At 68.1% G+C, this 15,884-nt stretch carries 15 protein-coding genes and 1 pseudogene; 9 read left to right on the top strand and 7 right to left on the bottom strand.

Annotation, left to right across the window (positions count from 1 at the left end; translation table 11 throughout):
- Positions 1–188: 188 nt before the first annotated feature.
- On the top strand, positions 189–896 hold the full coding sequence (locus tag AB0F77_RS22260; RefSeq protein ID WP_361951249.1) for a hypothetical protein: 708 nt from the start codon (positions 189–191) through the stop codon (positions 894–896).
- 108 nt (positions 897–1,004) lie between these two features.
- Positions 1,005–1,445, top strand: coding sequence for an NUDIX domain-containing protein (locus AB0F77_RS22255; protein WP_361951246.1), 441 nt, complete (start codon positions 1,005–1,007; stop codon positions 1,443–1,445).
- Positions 1,446–1,480: 35 nt separating this feature from the next.
- On the opposite strand, the gene AB0F77_RS22250 is transcribed toward AB0F77_RS22255, so the two are convergent.
- Positions 1,481–2,944: an MFS transporter gene (locus AB0F77_RS22250; RefSeq protein WP_361951243.1), complete on the bottom strand. Its 1,464-nt coding sequence runs from the start codon at positions 2,942–2,944 to the stop codon at positions 1,481–1,483.
- Between the two features lie 98 nt (positions 2,945–3,042).
- A complete protein-coding gene (locus AB0F77_RS22245) occupies positions 3,043–4,473 on the bottom strand; it encodes an aldehyde dehydrogenase family protein (RefSeq protein WP_361951240.1) in 1,431 nt (476 codons plus the stop codon).
- Positions 4,474–4,662: 189 nt separating this feature from the next.
- Between AB0F77_RS22245 and AB0F77_RS22240 the strand changes: the two genes are divergently transcribed.
- Both AB0F77_RS22240 and AB0F77_RS22235 read left to right on the top strand, forming a co-directional pair.
- Positions 4,663–5,082, top strand: a complete 420-nt coding sequence (locus tag AB0F77_RS22240; RefSeq protein ID WP_361951237.1) for a nitroreductase/quinone reductase family protein — start codon at positions 4,663–4,665, stop codon at positions 5,080–5,082.
- 225 nt (positions 5,083–5,307) lie between these two features.
- The gene (locus AB0F77_RS22235) at positions 5,308–5,868 is read left to right on the top strand and encodes a TetR/AcrR family transcriptional regulator (RefSeq protein ID WP_361951234.1); all 561 of its coding nucleotides are present in this window, start codon (positions 5,308–5,310) and stop codon (positions 5,866–5,868) included.
- A gap of 363 nt (positions 5,869–6,231) precedes the next feature.
- On the opposite strand, the gene AB0F77_RS22230 is transcribed toward AB0F77_RS22235, so the two are convergent.
- Both AB0F77_RS22230 and AB0F77_RS22225 read right to left on the bottom strand, forming a co-directional pair.
- Entirely contained in the window at positions 6,232–7,071 is an 840-nt protein-coding gene (locus AB0F77_RS22230) for an inositol monophosphatase (RefSeq protein ID WP_361951231.1), read from the bottom strand.
- 600 nt (positions 7,072–7,671) lie between these two features.
- Positions 7,672–8,442 (bottom strand): NAD(P)-binding domain-containing protein, encoded by a 771-nt coding sequence (locus AB0F77_RS22225; protein ID WP_361951228.1) that lies wholly within the window; start codon positions 8,440–8,442, stop codon positions 7,672–7,674.
- A gap of 184 nt (positions 8,443–8,626) precedes the next feature.
- Between AB0F77_RS22225 and AB0F77_RS22220 the strand changes: the two genes are divergently transcribed.
- Positions 8,627–9,277: a TetR/AcrR family transcriptional regulator gene (locus AB0F77_RS22220; RefSeq protein WP_361951225.1), complete on the top strand. Its 651-nt coding sequence runs from the start codon at positions 8,627–8,629 to the stop codon at positions 9,275–9,277.
- A 523-nt stretch (positions 9,278–9,800) separates the two neighbouring features.
- The gene (locus tag AB0F77_RS22215) at positions 9,801–10,553 is read left to right on the top strand and encodes an SAVMC3_10250 family protein (protein WP_361951222.1); all 753 of its coding nucleotides are present in this window, start codon (positions 9,801–9,803) and stop codon (positions 10,551–10,553) included.
- 307 nt (positions 10,554–10,860) lie between these two features.
- Here AB0F77_RS22215 and AB0F77_RS22210 read toward each other — a convergent pair whose 3' ends face one another.
- Positions 10,861–11,250 (bottom strand): PPOX class F420-dependent oxidoreductase, encoded by a 390-nt coding sequence (locus AB0F77_RS22210; RefSeq protein ID WP_361951219.1) that lies wholly within the window; start codon positions 11,248–11,250, stop codon positions 10,861–10,863.
- Positions 11,251–11,306: 56 nt separating this feature from the next.
- Positions 11,307–12,185 carry an alpha/beta hydrolase gene (locus tag AB0F77_RS22205; protein WP_361951216.1) on the bottom strand — a complete coding sequence of 293 codons (879 nt, stop codon included), beginning with the start codon at positions 12,183–12,185 and terminating at the stop codon, positions 11,307–11,309.
- 157 nt (positions 12,186–12,342) lie between these two features.
- Here AB0F77_RS22205 and AB0F77_RS22200 point away from each other — a divergent pair, with 157 nt between their 5' ends.
- From AB0F77_RS22200 to AB0F77_RS22190, 3 genes are all read left to right on the top strand, one after another.
- Complete coding sequence (locus AB0F77_RS22200; protein ID WP_361951213.1) at positions 12,343–13,197, top strand: helix-turn-helix transcriptional regulator; 855 nt, start codon at positions 12,343–12,345, stop codon at positions 13,195–13,197.
- A 614-nt stretch (positions 13,198–13,811) separates the two neighbouring features.
- A complete protein-coding gene (locus AB0F77_RS22195) occupies positions 13,812–14,591 on the top strand; it encodes a glucose 1-dehydrogenase (protein WP_361951210.1) in 780 nt (259 codons plus the stop codon).
- A gap of 301 nt (positions 14,592–14,892) precedes the next feature.
- Complete coding sequence (locus tag AB0F77_RS22190) at positions 14,893–15,507, top strand: helix-turn-helix domain-containing protein (RefSeq protein ID WP_361951588.1); 615 nt, start codon at positions 14,893–14,895, stop codon at positions 15,505–15,507.
- 113 nt (positions 15,508–15,620) lie between these two features.
- Here the strand turns inward: AB0F77_RS22190 and AB0F77_RS22185 are convergent.
- Positions 15,621–15,884 (bottom strand): annotated as a pseudogene (locus tag AB0F77_RS22185) (short-chain dehydrogenase); the annotation flags it as partial.

Below are 15,884 nucleotides of genomic sequence, written 5' to 3'. Positions count from 1 at the left end.
CCGGCAGATCTTTCCGGAACCGCGCCCGCCGCGTCTCCGCGACGCGAGAGGCTACCGGTGCCGAAAAGTGCAGCACAGCAAGAGGAGCGCCCATGGCCGCCGTTCTGACGACCGATCACCCTGCCTGGCACGAGGGCGAGGACGGTACACACGTGCGTGTCGTGTGTACGTCGGGTGGTGTGTGGGTCGTGTCGTGGAGTCAGGACGGCCCGCACATGACCTGCGTGCGGGGAAGCGAGGACACGAAGCCCACGGTCGTCACCACGGATCCCGCGTGTCTGCCCGACACGGTTCCCGCCGCGCTCAGGGCAGGACTCGACGGTCTCGGAGCCTCGCGGCGTCTGACGAACCCTTCGCTGTGGGACGCGATCACCACCGCTGTCCTCCGGCAGGTGGTACGGGCGGCTCAGGCACGCAAGTTGTACCGCGTGTGGTGCGAGACCTACGGGGCCGTCGTCGGCACACCTCACGGTGAGCTGGCCCTCGCCCCCACCGCGGAACAGGTCCTGGCCCTCGACGAGGGGCAGTTCGCGGCCGTCGGCGCCAGGTTCCACCGTACTGCCCTGCTGGCCGCCGCCGCGTACTACGAGCGGCACGCCGCGCAGTGGCAGGGGATGGACGCCGCCGGTCTGGTGACCGCGCTGAGCGGCATCCCACGGGTCGGGCCGTGGACCGCGTCTGCCGCGGCAGCGGACTTCACCGGAGATTTCAGTGTCTATCCGCACGACGATCTCGCCGTGCGGACCTGGGCCGCACGGATCGCGCCCGACCACCCCTGGCCGGGCGCGAAGGACAAGAGGTTCGGCCCGCTGTGGGCCGGAATGGCCGGGCCCGACCGCACGGCCCTGCACACCCTGACCCTCTCCACCCTCACCTGGGGCTCACACGCCTTCTGACCAGGAAGAGTCGCCGGCACCTGCCGGCACCTTCCATGGAATCGCGATAGCCTCGATGATCTCGACCGCTCCAACGGCCACTACGGTCCCAGCAGCCACTCAAGGAACATGAACCCGGAACCAGCTCAACCCGTCATCGACACTCATGTCATCCTCCGCGCCGGAGACAAGATCCTCTTCTCTCAACGCGGAGGCCCCTACGGCCACGGGCGATGGCACCTGCCCTCGGGGAAACTCGACAAGGGTGAGCCGCTCACCGTCGGCGCCGCCCGCGAACTCCACGAGGAGACGGGCGTCGTCACCGATCCTGCGCACCTACGCCTCGTTCAGGTCGTACACCATCGGCAGGACGCGGAAATGGAGCGGATCGGCTTCTTCTTCGAAGCCACGGAATGGGAAGGGGAGCCGGTCAACCGAGAGCCCGAGAAATGCCAGGCGCTCCAGTGGTTCACCGTCCACGAGCTGCCCGATGACATCATCGAATATCCCGCGGCCGGCTTGAACGGTTACCTGACGACCGTCGGCCTGTTGACCGAACACGCCTGGTAACCAGGTCGTGCCCGGCGACCGGCCAAGTCCTCCCTTTACCGGGTGGCGTTGGTCGGGAGGGGTGTGGTGTGTGTGCCGGGGGCGGAGGGCTGGTCCGGTTGCGGGGTTGCCGCGGATCCGCGTGGGATGAGCAGGGAGGCGGCGGCTGCGGCGATGCCGACGACGACGAGGACGGCGAATCCGGTGGTGTAGCCGGTCTGGGTGGGCAGTCCGTCGGTGCGCAGGTGGGCGGTGACGACTCCTGCGGTGACGGCGTTGCCGATGGAGCCGCCGATGGTGCGGATGTTGGCGTTCATGCCGCTCGCGATGCCGGTCTGGTGTGCGGGTACCGCGGTGACGACGATCTGGGAGGCGGCGGCGTAGGCAAGGCCGATGCCGGCACCGAGCACGCCCGAGGCGAGGTAGATCTCCCAGGGGTTGTCGTGGGCCCACGCGAGGACGGCGAGCGGGGCGGTGGTGAGGACGGCACCGGCGAAGAGGACGGCGCGGGGGCCGAACCGGATGGTCATCGGGGCCGCGAGGAGTCCGGCGGCGAACATGACGGCGGTCATGGGCAGCATGTACAGACCGGCCGCGGTGGCGGTGGCTCCGAAGCCGTATCCGGCCGACGCGGGGGTCTGTACGAACTGGGGCAGCAGGCCGAGCGTCGCGTACATGCACATCCCGAAGAGCAGGGCGACCAGGTTCGTGGTCCATACGGCCGGGATGCGCATCATCTGCATGTCGACGAGGGGGTTGGCGGAGCGGAGTTCGGACCGTATCCACAGGGCGCAGAGCACAACGGTCGCCGCGAGCAGGATGAGCGTCGCGGGCGCGGTCCAGCCCCAGGAGCCGCCTTCGCTCACGGCGAGCAGGAGTGTGACCAGCCATCCGGCGAGGGTGACGGCGGGGGCCGCGTTGAGGCGGGTGCGGTCGGGGGCGGGTGATTCCGGCACGACCAGGGCCGCGGCCAGGATGGCCGCGAGGACGAGGACGAGGGGGAGCCAGAACAGGAAGTGGTAGGACAGGGCGGAGGCGATCGGTCCGGCCAGGACGATGCCCAGGCCGCCGCCGACGGCGACCATGGCGGCGGTGGCGCTGACCGCGGAGCCGACCCGTTCGGCGGGGAGCCGTTCGCGCAGGATGCCGAAGCCGAGCGGCAGGATCGCGCCGCCGACGCCCTGGATGGCGCGGGCGGCGATCATCACCCATGCGGAGGTGGCCACCGCTGCGAGGACGACGCCGACCGCGAAGAGGGTGAGCACCACGATGAGGGTCTTCTTCTTGCCGTGGCTGTCGCCGATCCGTCCCACGATGGGTGTGGCGACCGATGCCGCGAGCAGATAGGCGGTGAGGACCCAGGTGATGGTGTTCTGGCTGGTGTGCAGATCGTGCTGGATCACCGGGAGTACGGGCACGACCAGCGAGGTAAGCATCGACCAGGCGCTGACGGCGACGAGGACCACCAGGAAGGAGGCGGTGGCCGCGGTGGAGCGGGGTGCTGCGGAGTGCTTGTGCATGGGACGGGGTCTTTCGTGACGGGCTGCGCAGACAGCCGCCGGGTGGCCGCGGGCTTGCGCCGGCGGCCACCCGGCGGCTCAGGGATCAGGCTCGGGAATCAGTGGGAGTAGACGGACTGGGTGCCGAGGTACTCGTGGATGCCCTCGACGCCGAACTCGCGGCCGAAGCCGGACTGCTTGAAGCCGCCGATCGGGGCGCGCGGGTGGTCGTAGAAGTCGAAGAGGTCGTTGACCATGACGCCGCCCGCCTCCAGGCGCTCGGCCAGTTCCTTGCCGTGTGCGGTGTCGGCGGTGGTGACGTAGGCGAACAGGCCGTAGGAGGTGTCGTTGGCGATCTCGACGGCCTCGTCCTCGGTGCGGTAGGAGATCACGGAGAGCACCGGTCCGAAGATTTCCTCCTGGGCGATCCGCATGTCGTTGCGGACTCCCACGAAGACGGTCGGCTTGACGAAGTAGCCGTGCTCCAGCCCCTCGGGGTGGCCCTCACCGCCGGTCAGCAGCTCGGCGCCTTCCTCCAGCCCCGCGCGGATGTAGCTCTGGACGCGTTCGTACTGCTTCTCGGTGACCATCGGGCCGATCGCGGTCGCCGGGTCGAGCAGGTCGCCGACCTTCAGCTTGGCCACCTCGGCGGCGATGACCGTCTTGACCTCGTCCAGACGGCTCTCGGGAACCAGCAGGCGTGAGCCCGCCACACATGCCTGGCCGCTGTTCATGAAGGCCGCGCCGAGGGCGAAGGGGATCGCCTTGGTGAGGTCGGCGTCCTCCAGCACGATGTGGGCCGACTTGCCGCCCAGCTCCAGGGTGACCCGCTTCATCGTCTCCGCCGCGTTGCGCATCAGCTTGCGTCCCACGGCGGTGGACCCGGTGAAGGAGATCTTGGCGACGTCCGGGTTGGTGCCGAGTTCCTCACCGACGACCTCGCCGCGCCCGTGCACGACGTTGATCACGCCGGGCGGCAGGTCCGCGTCGTCGAAGCACTCCACCAGGACCTGGGCCTGCATCGAGCTGAGCTCGCTGGGCTTGACCACCACGGTGCAGCCTGCCGCGACGGCGGAGGCGATCTTGTGGCAGATCATCAGGATGTTGGAGTTCCAAGGGGTGATCAGGCCGGCCACGCCGACCGGCTTGAGCAGTACCTCCGCCTCGCCGAAGGTACGGCGGAAGTCCACGTCGTCGATGACCTCGCGGGCGTTGAGGAAGCTCTTGGCTGCGCGCGCGACGGTGGCGGTGGCGCGCTGCGGCGGGGCACCGTACTCGATCCGCATGGCCTCGCAGTGCTCCTCGGTGCGCGCGGCGACCGCGTCGTGCAGGCGCTGCAGGATCGCGCTGCGCTCCTCGACGCTGGTACGGGAGAAGGAGACGAAGGCGCGGCGCGCGGCCTTGATCGCTTCGCGCGTGTCGTGCTCGTCCCCCAGGGTGACCTGGCCGACGACCTCTCGGGTGGACGGGCTGATCAGGTCCATCACCTCCTGGCCATGGGAGGGGACGAATTTGCCGTCTATGTACTGGGTGGTGATCTTCTGCACCATTGCTCTGCCTCCGCGTCTGGAGTGGACATGAGGGGGGATTCCGGGGCCGGCGACCGGGCACTCCCGGTCACGGACACACCCCGGCTTCACAACCGGAGAACTCTCCGTATGCCTGGTAAGCTAACGGAGAACTCTCCACTTTGCAAATCACCCCCGCCGGATCAGGCGAAGGAAAGGGATGACACCGTCATGAGCGACAACATCGTGCGAGCCCTGGACATTGGGTCGGAGCCCGACATACGCGAGCGGACCATCGACATCACCACCACCGGCGCCCGCACCGACGCCCCGCGCCGCATCGAGATCTGGTTCTGGCAGGTGGACGGCAACTGGTACCTGGCCAGCGACACCACCCCCCGCGCGTGGTACCGCAATCTGCGGGCCCACCCCCGCTTCACCGTCCACCTCAAACACGGCGTGCACGCCGACCTACCGGCCACCGCCGTCGACGTCACCGATACGGACACCCGGCGCCATGTCCTGCGGGAGATCCTGGTGCAGTCCCCGAACCGGACCCCCGATCCCCTCGTACTGGAGGACTGGGTCCGCGACAGCCCGCTGATCCGCATCGAGTTCGACCATCTGAAGCAGGCCCGACCCCTGGCCTGAAGGTCCGGTGCCGCGCAGCCCAGGGGGCGGGCCTCCGGCCTGAACGGTCGGTGCCGCACAGGCCACGCGGCACCGGCGACGTACCGGACGGGTCGGGCCGGGAACTCCGGCCGGACAGGTCGGGCCGGGAACTCCGGCACACCGCAAAACACCGCCCGAACCCACTGCGCCCTCCCGCCGCACAGCGCGGGGCGGGCGACCGGAACCTCTGCGCTTGGAGGCGCAATGCCAGCACCATCGGGTGACCAGCGGCGCGCGGACGCCGTCCGCAACCACGAGCACATACTGCGTGTGGCCCACGAAGCCTTCCGCGAGTCCGCCGATGTCTCGCTCAACCACATCGCCAAGCTCGCCGGCATCGGCCCCGGCACGCTCTACCGCCACTTCCCCACCCGCGAGGCCCTGATCCTCGCCGTCTATCGGCACGACATCCGCAACCTGGTCGACTCCCTGCCACACCTCCTGGCGACACATGAGCCGCTGGAAGCCTTCCGGCACTGGTTCCGCACCCTCGCAGCAGACCTGCGCGTCAAACGGGGGCTGGGCGAAGCACTGAACACCGCGGCGAACCAGGCCGCCGTGGACGAGACCTACGGACCGGTCACCGCCGCCGTCGGAGACCTCCTGCGGGCATGCGCGGCCGACGGCAGCATGCGCGAGGACCTCGACCCCGCGGACGTCCTGCTGCTCATGGGCTTCATGTGGCGCGTCGGCCCCGGAGAGGAAGGAAGAACCCAGGCGGACCGAGTCATGGAACACGTCATCGAGGGACTCCGCCGGCGGTAGGCGACATCCCGGGGCGGGTGGAGGGCGGGCCAGGGCCAGTCAGGCACGCTGGCCGTGCCGCCCGACGACAAGACGTTCGCTCTGGTCTGACTGGGCGGTGAGCCTTCCCGGTACGTCACGCAGGTGCGGCGGAAGCAGTGGGGCCAGATGATCGGGTGCTCAACGACGCAACGGAAGATGCCTTGTTCAGCAATCACACGTCGGATCCCGCGGGCCCGGAGCAGGCGGCGGTCTCGGCGTGGTCGTAGCCACGCCCGGCCGGCAGTGCGTCCGGCCGTCGGCGAGGTCCACCCTCGACCAGCTTCGGCTCAGGTACCGGCAGCAACGGCTCGACGAGCGACTCTCAGGCGCGGCCCGTTCACCTCACTCCGGTTGCCAGGCAGGGCGGCCGGCATCAACGAGCAGGGCGTCGCGTGCCACGTGCCAGGACTCCTCGTCCGGGGCGTACAACAGCCCTCCGGACATCCGGGCCGGTGCGTACGCGCTCCCGTCGAAATGGGCGCTGTGACCGCCCGCCTCCTTGTGCAGCAGCCACCCCGGGGCGTGGTCCCACGGCATGAGGCGGTTGTAGCACAGCAGGTGGACATGGCCCTCCGCGGCCAGCCGGTACTCGTGCCCCGCACAGCGGAACCAGGTGTGCCCCGCGATGCGGAAGAGGTTCGCGCTGAGCACACTGCGCAGAGGCTCCTTGACGAACCGGGTACCTGCGATGGCCTCCATCTCGTTCAGGGGCACAGGAGCGGCGACGTGCAGGCGTCTGGCCTCGTGGCCGTCCCGCTTGAGCCACGCGCCTCCTCCCTCCTCGGCGACGGCGGACGTGCGGGTGACGGGGTCGTGGATGACACCGCCGACGATCCGACCGTGCTTCATGACCGCCGCCATCACGGCGAACAGCGGCAGTCCGGAAGCGAAGTTCTTGGTACCGTCCAGCGGATCGAGAACCAGGACGGACTCGGCACCCAGCAACTGCCTTGCGGAGGCGGGGTCCCGGTCAGCGGCCTCCTCCCCGACGACCACCGTCCCGGGCCACAGCTTGCCCACCGCGGAGGAGACGGCGTCCTCGACAGCACGGTCGGCGGCGGTCACGATGTCGAAGGCGGAGGACTTCCGGGTGATCTCAGCCGTACTCAGCCTGCCGAAACGCGGCATGACCTCCTCCGCCGCGACCGAGGAGAGCAGTTCGTCGATCCGTTCGATGTCCATGAGAGCAGTGAACACCCCGCCGCACGGCAAGCACACACCGCCCGCCGAACCGACCCACCGCGCCCGTCCCCGGACGATCTCATCCATCCCCCGTGCCTGAGCCACCCTCAGCAGGAAGCAGGCGAAGGAGGCCGTACGTGCCGTCAGGCATACCCGGGCCGGACGTTGAGCCAATCAGCCTGGTCCGGAATGCGGGCAGGACTCATCCCGCCCGCACGACCAGGGCCCGCCGGCAGGGCGTTCGGCACCCTGCACATCGAAGCCGACGAACTGGGCGTTCCGCCGTGAGGCTCGTAAGAGCCGGGGACGGTCAGGTTGTCTTCGGGTACGCAGAAGGCGCAGCCCACTCCTACCCCGTTGAGCTCCCACAACCTCGACCACCCGGCAGCCTCGAGGGCCCCTCGGACGGTGGCCGGCGATGATCCGGGGGCCAAAACCGCGGAGTTGGTGTCCCGGCCGAACCCACGGCGCACCGCAGTTGCCGGCAGATGACTGCACCTCACCTGCGTCGAGGCAGCGGCTGCCACCTTGCCCCCGCATCCGACGGTGTTCCCCGGAAGGTTGCCTGCGCACGGAGGTCGGGCGACCAGCGGCAGAGAGTCAGCGCAGCAGACGATCGGCAGGAAGCTTGCGGGTCGACTCCTTCAGCACCTCGCGCAGCCTGCGGGCAGACAACGGGGCTCCCGCATCGGCAGGGGGCGCGCTCAGCACCGGCCCGCCGGAGCGGAGCTCCTCGCCCATCCTGGCCAGGGCCGTCCGGAAAGCGGCAGGATCACTGCAGTAGGGCGTGACATAGGGAGCGGTTTCGGGCTCGAAGCGCCATCCCTCGGACAAGGGGCCGACATCCACGGTGTCGAACCCCAGCCCGCCGATCAGCACCCCGGCGCTCTCCTTCGCCTCCGGAACATCGCCGGCGATCGGCAGGGCCGAGCGGTCGGCGGCGTCCGCCGGACGGGCCAGAGCCGTGAGGTGATGCTGGTTGATGCTGTTGAACGCCTTGACGACATGAGCACCACGCAAATGGTCCTGGACCATTTCACTGGACGTGACCGTACCCGCGTCGAGCGCCTCGAAGTGCCCATCACGGAACGGGTAGTAGTTGATCGTGTCGAGCACTACCTTTCCCGCCAGCGCGGACGCCGGGAGCTGCCGGAAGGGCGCGAAGGGAATGCTCACGACCACCCAGTCGCCCGCCCGGGCCGCTTCCTCGGGTGTCGCCGCCCGGGCTCGCCCGCCCAGCGCCGCAACCGTGTCCGCCAGGCTTTCGGGCCCGCGCGAGTTGGACATCACCACGTCGATGCCCGCGGCGACAGCCAGCCGGGCGATCCCCGAGCCGATATTGCCGCTGCCGATGAATCCAAGCGTTGCCATGAACCAAGGTCTCCTTGTCTGGGCGGAGCGGCCTTTCGCCCCGGGCCCGCAGGAGGGCCGGGCGCAGGCAGAAAGCACCGGAGAGGGCCAGCTCCGCGAACACCTAACCGGAGCAGGTGCTCCGCATCAACGTAACACAAGCGGAGCAGGCGCTCCGGATGGATCCGGCTGTATCGTGGCGTCCGTGCCCCCTGCCGACCAGCCAGCTCAGCCCACCACCCGTGTCCGCCGCGCAGATGCCGAGCGCAACCGCAACGCGATCATCAAGGCGGCCGGAGCTGTCTTCGCCGAACAGGGCGGCGCTGTGGACGTCCGCGAGATCGCCCGGCGCAGCGGCGTCGGCATGGGCACCCTCTACCGCCACTTCCCCACCAAGGACGACCTCCTCGTCACCGTCCTGGAGCAGGAGTTCACCTCCTGGCTCGCCACAGCAGAGCAGGCAGAGGCCAAAACCGAGGACCCCTGGCAAGCCCTCACCGACTTCTTCGAGCAGACCCTCGCCCACCTGGCACGCAACCGCGCCCTCGTCGAAAGCTACGCCGACGCCAGCGGACCCTCCCCCAGCTGCGTCCGGCGCCAGGCCGACATCATCGAGTCCCTCCGCCGACGCTGCCTGGCCGCAGGCCGGCTGCGCCCCGATGTCACCACCGCCGACCTGACCCTGCTCATCGCCTCCCTCAGCCAGACCGTGCGATCGACGGACGCCAGCCATCCGGGCCACTGGCGCCGCCTGCTACGCATATCCCTCGACGGCCTCGGCAGCCACAACACCGGCCCCCTGCCCGACCCGGCATCGGCCCCAGCGGCATCAACAGAAACCGCACCCACAGGCTGACCCCGGGCAGACAGCCTCAATCCCGCACACCGCATCGGGCCGCGGCAGGACTGTTCGTGGAGGATGTGTTCGCCCCCGCACCGGCGAGCATCAGCGGGCCAAAGGCGAGGGCTGTCCGAGGGGGTTGATGCTCGACGAGCCGGCGCACGGCGATTCATCCGAACATCCGGCGCTTGAACATCTTGATGCGGTTGCCGTGCCCCCTACGACACCCGAGTTCCAAGGTTGTGTGAGGCTGGCGGTGACAGCAGCTCAGGAGGCTGGAGAATCCTCAGAACGACGCACCGGGACGACGCCCCAACGAGCGGGTCGCTGACCTGCGGAGGTGCCAGGTGACGCAGGAAGCTGGTGGTCGATTTTCTCAAACCGCCTGACATTCGCGGAAGTCGTGTCCACTGTCGAGGCAGAAGCGCCAGTAAAGGGGTGTTGACCCAGAGACAGTGGCGTGCAGTGACGCGGTGTCTCGGAGATCGGTTTCCAGTTGCTTGCTGATCGTTTCCGATGGCTCCTTAGACTGGGGCGCATGCGTGAACTGGTGTACCTCTCTGACGCGAAACTGGGTCAGTTCTTGCCGGATGCGAACCGGTTTCCGTGGACGGCGAGTTCTGTGAGCGTTTCGACACCGTTCGGGGGTGTTGGTGTCGCGCCGGAGACGAGCCACACCGGGGCTCGTCTGCGGCATCTGCGTCGGGTAGTGCGTGAGGTGGCCGCCAGTGCCCGAAGCGCGACCGACGTAGGTCTCCTTCCCGGTCAGTGGGTGCAGTTCGAGTCGCTGCTGAACTATGTGGTGTTGGCCGAACCCCATGACCACGTGCTGTTGTTCGCCGATCCTTTGGACCCGGCTGCGGGTGCCGGCCAGGGGCGTCTACTCATGCATGGCACGGCGGGGCACCTGCTGGCCGAGCGGCCTCCGCAGGAATATCCGTCTCCCGATGCCGAGCAGCGCAGGTGGGGGTCGGGAAGGGAGGCGTTCCGCACGTTGGCGACGGCTACCGCGGACGACGCGTCCGAGGCGGAGTGGACGTTGGGTTTCGTGAGGAATCACCTGCCGGCCGCGCCGGACCCGCATCCCGGGCTGAGGGCCAGGGTCGAGGCGCGTGCCGGGTGGCTCGCCGCGGGCGCGGACAGCCTGCTGCGGCTGCTCGACCAGCAGTTGAGCGCCGATACCGCGGTTCTCCTGCGGGGCTATGCCCGCGTCACCTTTGTGGTGCGGGAGCGGGGCGAGCAGCGCGTACTTGTCGCCAGCCCGCTCTACGCGGAGTACGTCCGTGGATGACACCTGTCGCCGTCCAGAGAGCCACGAGTAGGTCCGGTCAGCGACGACGCGAAACGATCACGACCCGTGGCAGGCGCAGCGAGAACAAGCCTCATAAACAAAGCAAACGGCACCGCTCGGTACGCGACACGATGAGACAGCCGCTTCCACAGGAGCTGGACCGTGCAAGAGGCGCACAAGCCCGGCGCGTGTGGCACAGGTTCTCATGCCAGGTGCCGACCGGACGGACCGAGGAGCAGCAGGAGGGGACAGCGGACAGCAACCTCAGGGGAAGCAGACCTGGCCGCAGCCAGCTTCCCGTGAGGGTTCACTGCTGGTCGAGAATGATGCGGATACCGGTGGAGCCGTGCGTGCCGTTGCGCAGACGGCTGCTGAGGAGAGTCAGGCGGCCGACGACGCCGTATTTGCGGATGATGAGCTTGCGGTAGCGGGCGGTGGTGTCGGGGTCACAGATCTCGGCGGTGGCCGGGACCTGGTCGCCAAGGGGGTTGCCTCGCAGGTCGCAGGGGCCGACGAGGATGTCGCCGCGGGCACGGATGCGCTTGACCTTGTAGGAGTCGGCGGGGGTCCAGATGCCGAGGGTGTCGCCGTCGTGTACGACCCAGACGGGAGTGGGGACAGGGCTTCCGTTCTTGCGGTAGCTGGTGACGAGCAGGTACTTGCCCGTGCCGAGGCTTTCCAGTGCGGTGGCGTCCATGTCGAGAGATCTCCTGATCCGGCGTGTCGGAGGGCCGGTTATAGGTGCGGCGTTGCTCAGAGGTGGTCGCGTAGGAAGCTGTCGATCTTGGTGACGGCGGGGGTGACGAACTCGGGGCGGTCGTAGAAGTCGAAGTGCGTCCCGTCCTCGATCAGGAAGAGTTCCTTCGGCTCCTGGGCGGCGGCGTAGGCGGCCTGGCTCTGCTGGAGGGTCTCGGCCTTGGTGCCGGCGATGAGCAGCAGCGGGGTGGGCGCGAGGAGTTCGATGGTGTCCAGGGCGGAGAACTGGGCCATCTTGTCGTACGACCACAGCAGCATCTTGTTGTTCCAGGCCGGGTCCTGGTTGCGGTCGGTGAGGTAGAACTTCTTGCCGTTGTTGACCCACTCACCGCCATCGCCGTCGGGCATGAAGGGCACGTACTGCGGTTCCGCGCCCTGTGCGTACGCCTCGCGCGCCATGGCGGCGGCGCCCATCGCCTGACGCCAGTCGCCCGCGTAGCCGCTGGTGATGGTGGCGCGCAGGTCGGGCAGGCCGCTGACCGTCGCGACCGCCTTGATCCGCCGGTCGGCGACGGCCGCGTAGGGGACGTAGCCGCCTCCACCGCACACGCCGACCGCCCCGATCCTGTCCCGGGCGACCTCGTCACGGCCCGCCAGGAACGTCACCGCGTTCTTGATGTCCTCGGTCTTCGCGTACGGGTCCTCGTCGAAGCGGGGCACCCCCTCGCTGTCGCCGTAGCTGGTGTGGTCGAACGCCAGGGCCGCATACCCCAGTTCGGCGAGCCGGGTGCCGTAGGCGGCCGGTGACTGTTCCTTGGTGCCGGAGGCTGCTCCGACCACGACGATCCCAGGAACCGCTCCGGTGCGCCCCTCGGGGAGGTACAAGTGGCCGACCAGACGGTTGCCGTGGCTGTCGAAGGAAACGTCGATACGCATGACTGACTGCCTTTCAGGGGAAGTTCTCTCGGGCTCGCCGATGAGTATTCGGTGGTGACACTGCTCTGACCAGAGGAAAGAGCCTTCCTGGGAAAGAGACTTCCTAGGTTCGCCGTACCCCTTCATCTCCCTCTGTCCCCGGTAGACCATGAGTGGCATGAACCCACGCACGGACCGTCCCAGGGAACTCGCCGCTTTCCTCAAAGCGCACCGCAGCCGCCTCGATCCGGCGGACGTCGGCCTGTCCACACCCGGGCAGTCCCGCCGTGTCCCGGGCCTGCGCCGCGAGGAGGTCGCCCAGCTGGCCTCAATCAGCACCGACTACTACACGCGCCTGGAACAGGGCCGCCTCGCCGGCGCCTCCCCGGCTGTCCTGGACGCCCTGGCCGACGCCCTGCGCCTGGGCGAGGACGAACGCAACTACCTCTTCCAACTCGCCGGCAAAACCGATCAGCACCCTCGCAAACAGACCGGGCCCGAACGGGTGCGTCCCCAGCTTCAGCAACTGCTGGACAACCTGCGCGACACCCCCGCCATCGTCCTCGGCCGCTACCTCGACATCCTGGCCTGGAACCCCCTGGCCACCGCCGTCTTCCGCGACTTCGCCCACGTACCCCGCCGTGAACGCAACTTCCTGCGCATGCTCTTCCTCGACCCCCAGATCCGCGGACGCTACACCGACTGGGCACCCCTCGCCCGGATCTGTGTCGGCTTCGTCCGCGTCACCACCAACGGACACAGCGAACCCGGAATCTCCTCCCTCATCGGCGAACTCTCCCTCACCGACGCCGACTTCCGCACCTGGTGGGCCGAACAGCACACCAGCTACCAGACCACCGGCACCAAGCACCTCACACACCCCGACACCGGTGACTACGCCCTCGACTGGCAGGTCCTGCGCACCCTCGACGAAGAGCAACTGCTCATGGTCATGACCGCGCCGCCAGACACCAACAGCCTGAACGCACTGCGCCGACTCGCCCGAACCATCTCCGCCGACACCGAAACCTGAGCTCCGGTCCCGGTGACCGTGCCAGACCCATGTCAACTCCAGCATCAGGACACAGCAGCAGCCCAGCGACTGTTCTGCCCTTGCTCCATGAGGCCGCAGGTGTTCCTCCGGCCGACGCTCTCATCACGCGTCGGGCTGGTTCGCCGGTGGATCGTCCTTGAGAGCCGGCCATGCCTCGTCGGTGCCCACCCGCCTTCAGTGACGCCACCACCGCCTACCGTCCTGCATGGATCGCAGCCGTCGATGCCCGCCAACTGCCAGGGCCTCAGCCTCACCTTGCACTGCCCGTCCGAAGAAGGTGCGGCACCAACGGAGATCCACCTGCCGGAGCGCAACCCCTCTGGAACCATCACGACATGCCAATGCCTTCCTGGCTGCGATCAGGGGGCTTCGGGTCGGATTGGGCCGTCTCTGTGTTCGCATCGATCAACCCGGCGTCGAATGAGTCACCATCGCAGCCCATGAAAACCCGGCGGTCCCCCTGGTGAGTCGCCGCCCCGCCGGCCTGAAGCCCACCCGGACAGTCGCGGCGAACCAAGGAGCCAGGGCTTGCCTATCACGCATCACAAATATATGGTGCTACACAAATAAGTTGCACAACATCAGGAGTCAACATGGCAAGCGGCATCCTTCAAGGCAAGACGGTGGTCGTCACCGGCGGCTCGAGTGGTATCGGACGTGGCATCGCCCTCGCGGCTGCCCGTCACGGCGCCGGAGCGGTCATCGTCGCGGACATCTCCGAGGACCCACGCGAGGACGCGGCGCCCACCGCACACGAGCTCACCGAGATGGGGGTGCCCTCTCGGTTCATCAAGACCGACGTCAGCAGGCGCGATGATGTCGACGCCCTCGTAGAAGCGGCCGGCGAGTTCGGCGGGGTCGACGTCATGGCGGCCAACGCGGGCGTCATGTCAGGGGCGGACGGCCTCGACATTCCGGCCGATGCAGTCGAATTCATCCTGTCGGTAAACCTCTACGGCGCTCTGTATTCGGCTCAGGCGGCCATCCGGCAGATGCGGTCGATGAAGAAGCAGGGAAGCATCGTCATCACGGCGAGCGGCGGAGCGTTCTTCGGCCATCGCGCGACTCCGATATACAGCGCGAGCAAGGGCGGCGTCGTACTGCTCATGAAATCGCTCGCCGATGCGGTCGGTCCCTACGGCATTCGCGTAAATGCGGTGTGCCCCGGTGTCGTCGACACCGTGCTGGCCCGGAGCACGGAAGCGGAGGACACCAAGGAAACGAGCGCGAACTGGATAAACACTGTGCCGCTGAAGCGAGTTGGTCGGCCGTCCGAGATCGGTGATGCGGTCGCATTCCTTGGGTCGGACCTCGCGACCTACGTTACCGGCGTGGCCCTGCCGATAGACGGCGGCCTTTCCGCAACCCGCTGAACAGACCGCAATTCTCTGCACAAGGCTGAACAGCTCACCCAACTACTCGCCGGTGAACTCGACGGTCCGGTCGAGGTGATCCAGAAGTCCGGAGGAAACCGCAGGAACGAATTTCAAGTCACAGGATCGGCGTCATCGAGGCTCCCGCAGGAACGACTGTCCACCGGCGTACTTGTCCGACGCCGGGACGGTGTTGCCGTCCACCTGGACCGGCGCCGAGGTACGACCCCTGTTCTCCGAGCGACGCCTCGCCGTCGACCGCACGCCGGCTCGCCAGATCTGTGCCAGTAGATTTGATGCCGTGGACAGGTCTGTAGTGCCCCTCGGCCAACCGCGCGGTGAGCGTGCCGACGCGGCGCGTAACCGTGAGCATCTGCTGGAGACAGCACGGGCCATGCTCGCCGAGCACGGAGCGGCGAAGGTGACCATGGACGGCCTGGCCGAGCGCGCCGGACTGGGCAAAGGAACCGTGTTTCGCCGCTTCGGCACCCGTGCCGGTATCTTCCAGGCGCTGCTCGATGAGGACGAGCGTCGGTTCCAGGAACAGGTTCTGTGCGGTCCTCCCCCGCTCGGCCCGGGCGCCGATCCTGTAGCACGCCTGATCGCGTACGGCCGCGCACGGATTGCCTTCCTGACGGAGCGCCAGACCATCGCGAGGGCAGCCCTGGACCGCAACCGACCCGCCCCCATCAGTGAAACCATGACGCGGGCACACATCCGCATGCTGCTCCGTCAGGCATCCCTCGACCTACCTGACCTGGACAGCCTCGCCATGCAACTCACGGCCGCGCTGGAAGGCCCGCTTCTCTTCTTTCTGGCCATGCCCGAGGCCGCCGGCATGCCCGCCCCGAACACCGACCACCCGTTGGCCAACGCCTGGCAGACGCTCATCGAGCGTCTTCTCGTCCAGACCTGATCCCACTCGGGGTAGGCAGAGCCGAGAGATGTCCGTGCGGTGGAGCAACTGGTGAGGCGGTTGTTGAAGCATCACGTGGCGGCATTACCGGCGGCCGATACACGCTCGATCGGTCAGTGCTTGACCTTTGCCTTCATACTCTCGGTGAATTCTTCGTGGGTCATGTCGAGTACGCCGGCGCCGTCGGCGGGGTGGTCGTGGACGAGGGCGGGGATCTCGCGGGCGAGTGCGTCGGGGGTCCAGCCGCCCAACTGCCGCAGCACATGGTTCTCGAACGGATCACTCCAGCCCGCGATGCGGTCACCCGCACTGCTGAAGATCTGCCCCGTCACGCCCGCCGCGAGGTCGGACAGCAGATAGAGCACCAGCGGCGCCAC

It is taken from the genome of Streptomyces sp. NPDC026672 (assembly GCF_040638185.1).
Classification (GTDB): Bacteria; Actinomycetota; Actinomycetes; order Streptomycetales; family Streptomycetaceae; genus Streptomyces.
This window is presented reverse-complemented; position numbering and strand designations above follow the sequence as displayed.

Bases quoted from the DNA above. Each gene is read 5' to 3' on its own strand.
- AB0F77_RS22255 (WP_361951246.1), top strand. From the start codon at position 1,005: ATGAACCCGGAACCAGCTCAACCCGTCATCGACACTCATGTCATCCTC.
- AB0F77_RS22250 (WP_361951243.1), bottom strand. From the start codon at position 2,944: ATGCACAAGCACTCCGCAGCACCCCGCTCCACCGCGGCCACCGCCTCC.
- AB0F77_RS22245 (WP_361951240.1), bottom strand. From the start codon at position 4,473: ATGGTGCAGAAGATCACCACCCAGTACATAGACGGCAAATTCGTCCCC.
- AB0F77_RS22240 (WP_361951237.1), top strand. From the start codon at position 4,663: ATGAGCGACAACATCGTGCGAGCCCTGGACATTGGGTCGGAGCCCGAC.
- AB0F77_RS22235 (WP_361951234.1), top strand. From the start codon at position 5,308: ATGCCAGCACCATCGGGTGACCAGCGGCGCGCGGACGCCGTCCGCAAC.
- AB0F77_RS22230 (WP_361951231.1), bottom strand. From the start codon at position 7,071: ATGGACATCGAACGGATCGACGAACTGCTCTCCTCGGTCGCGGCGGAG.
- AB0F77_RS22225 (WP_361951228.1), bottom strand. From the start codon at position 8,442: ATGGCAACGCTTGGATTCATCGGCAGCGGCAATATCGGCTCGGGGATC.
- AB0F77_RS22215 (WP_361951222.1), top strand. From the start codon at position 9,801: ATGCGTGAACTGGTGTACCTCTCTGACGCGAAACTGGGTCAGTTCTTG.
- AB0F77_RS22210 (WP_361951219.1), bottom strand. From the start codon at position 11,250: ATGGACGCCACCGCACTGGAAAGCCTCGGCACGGGCAAGTACCTGCTC.
- AB0F77_RS22205 (WP_361951216.1), bottom strand. From the start codon at position 12,185: ATGCGTATCGACGTTTCCTTCGACAGCCACGGCAACCGTCTGGTCGGC.
- AB0F77_RS22200 (WP_361951213.1), top strand. From the start codon at position 12,343: ATGAACCCACGCACGGACCGTCCCAGGGAACTCGCCGCTTTCCTCAAA.
- AB0F77_RS22195 (WP_361951210.1), top strand. From the start codon at position 13,812: ATGGCAAGCGGCATCCTTCAAGGCAAGACGGTGGTCGTCACCGGCGGC.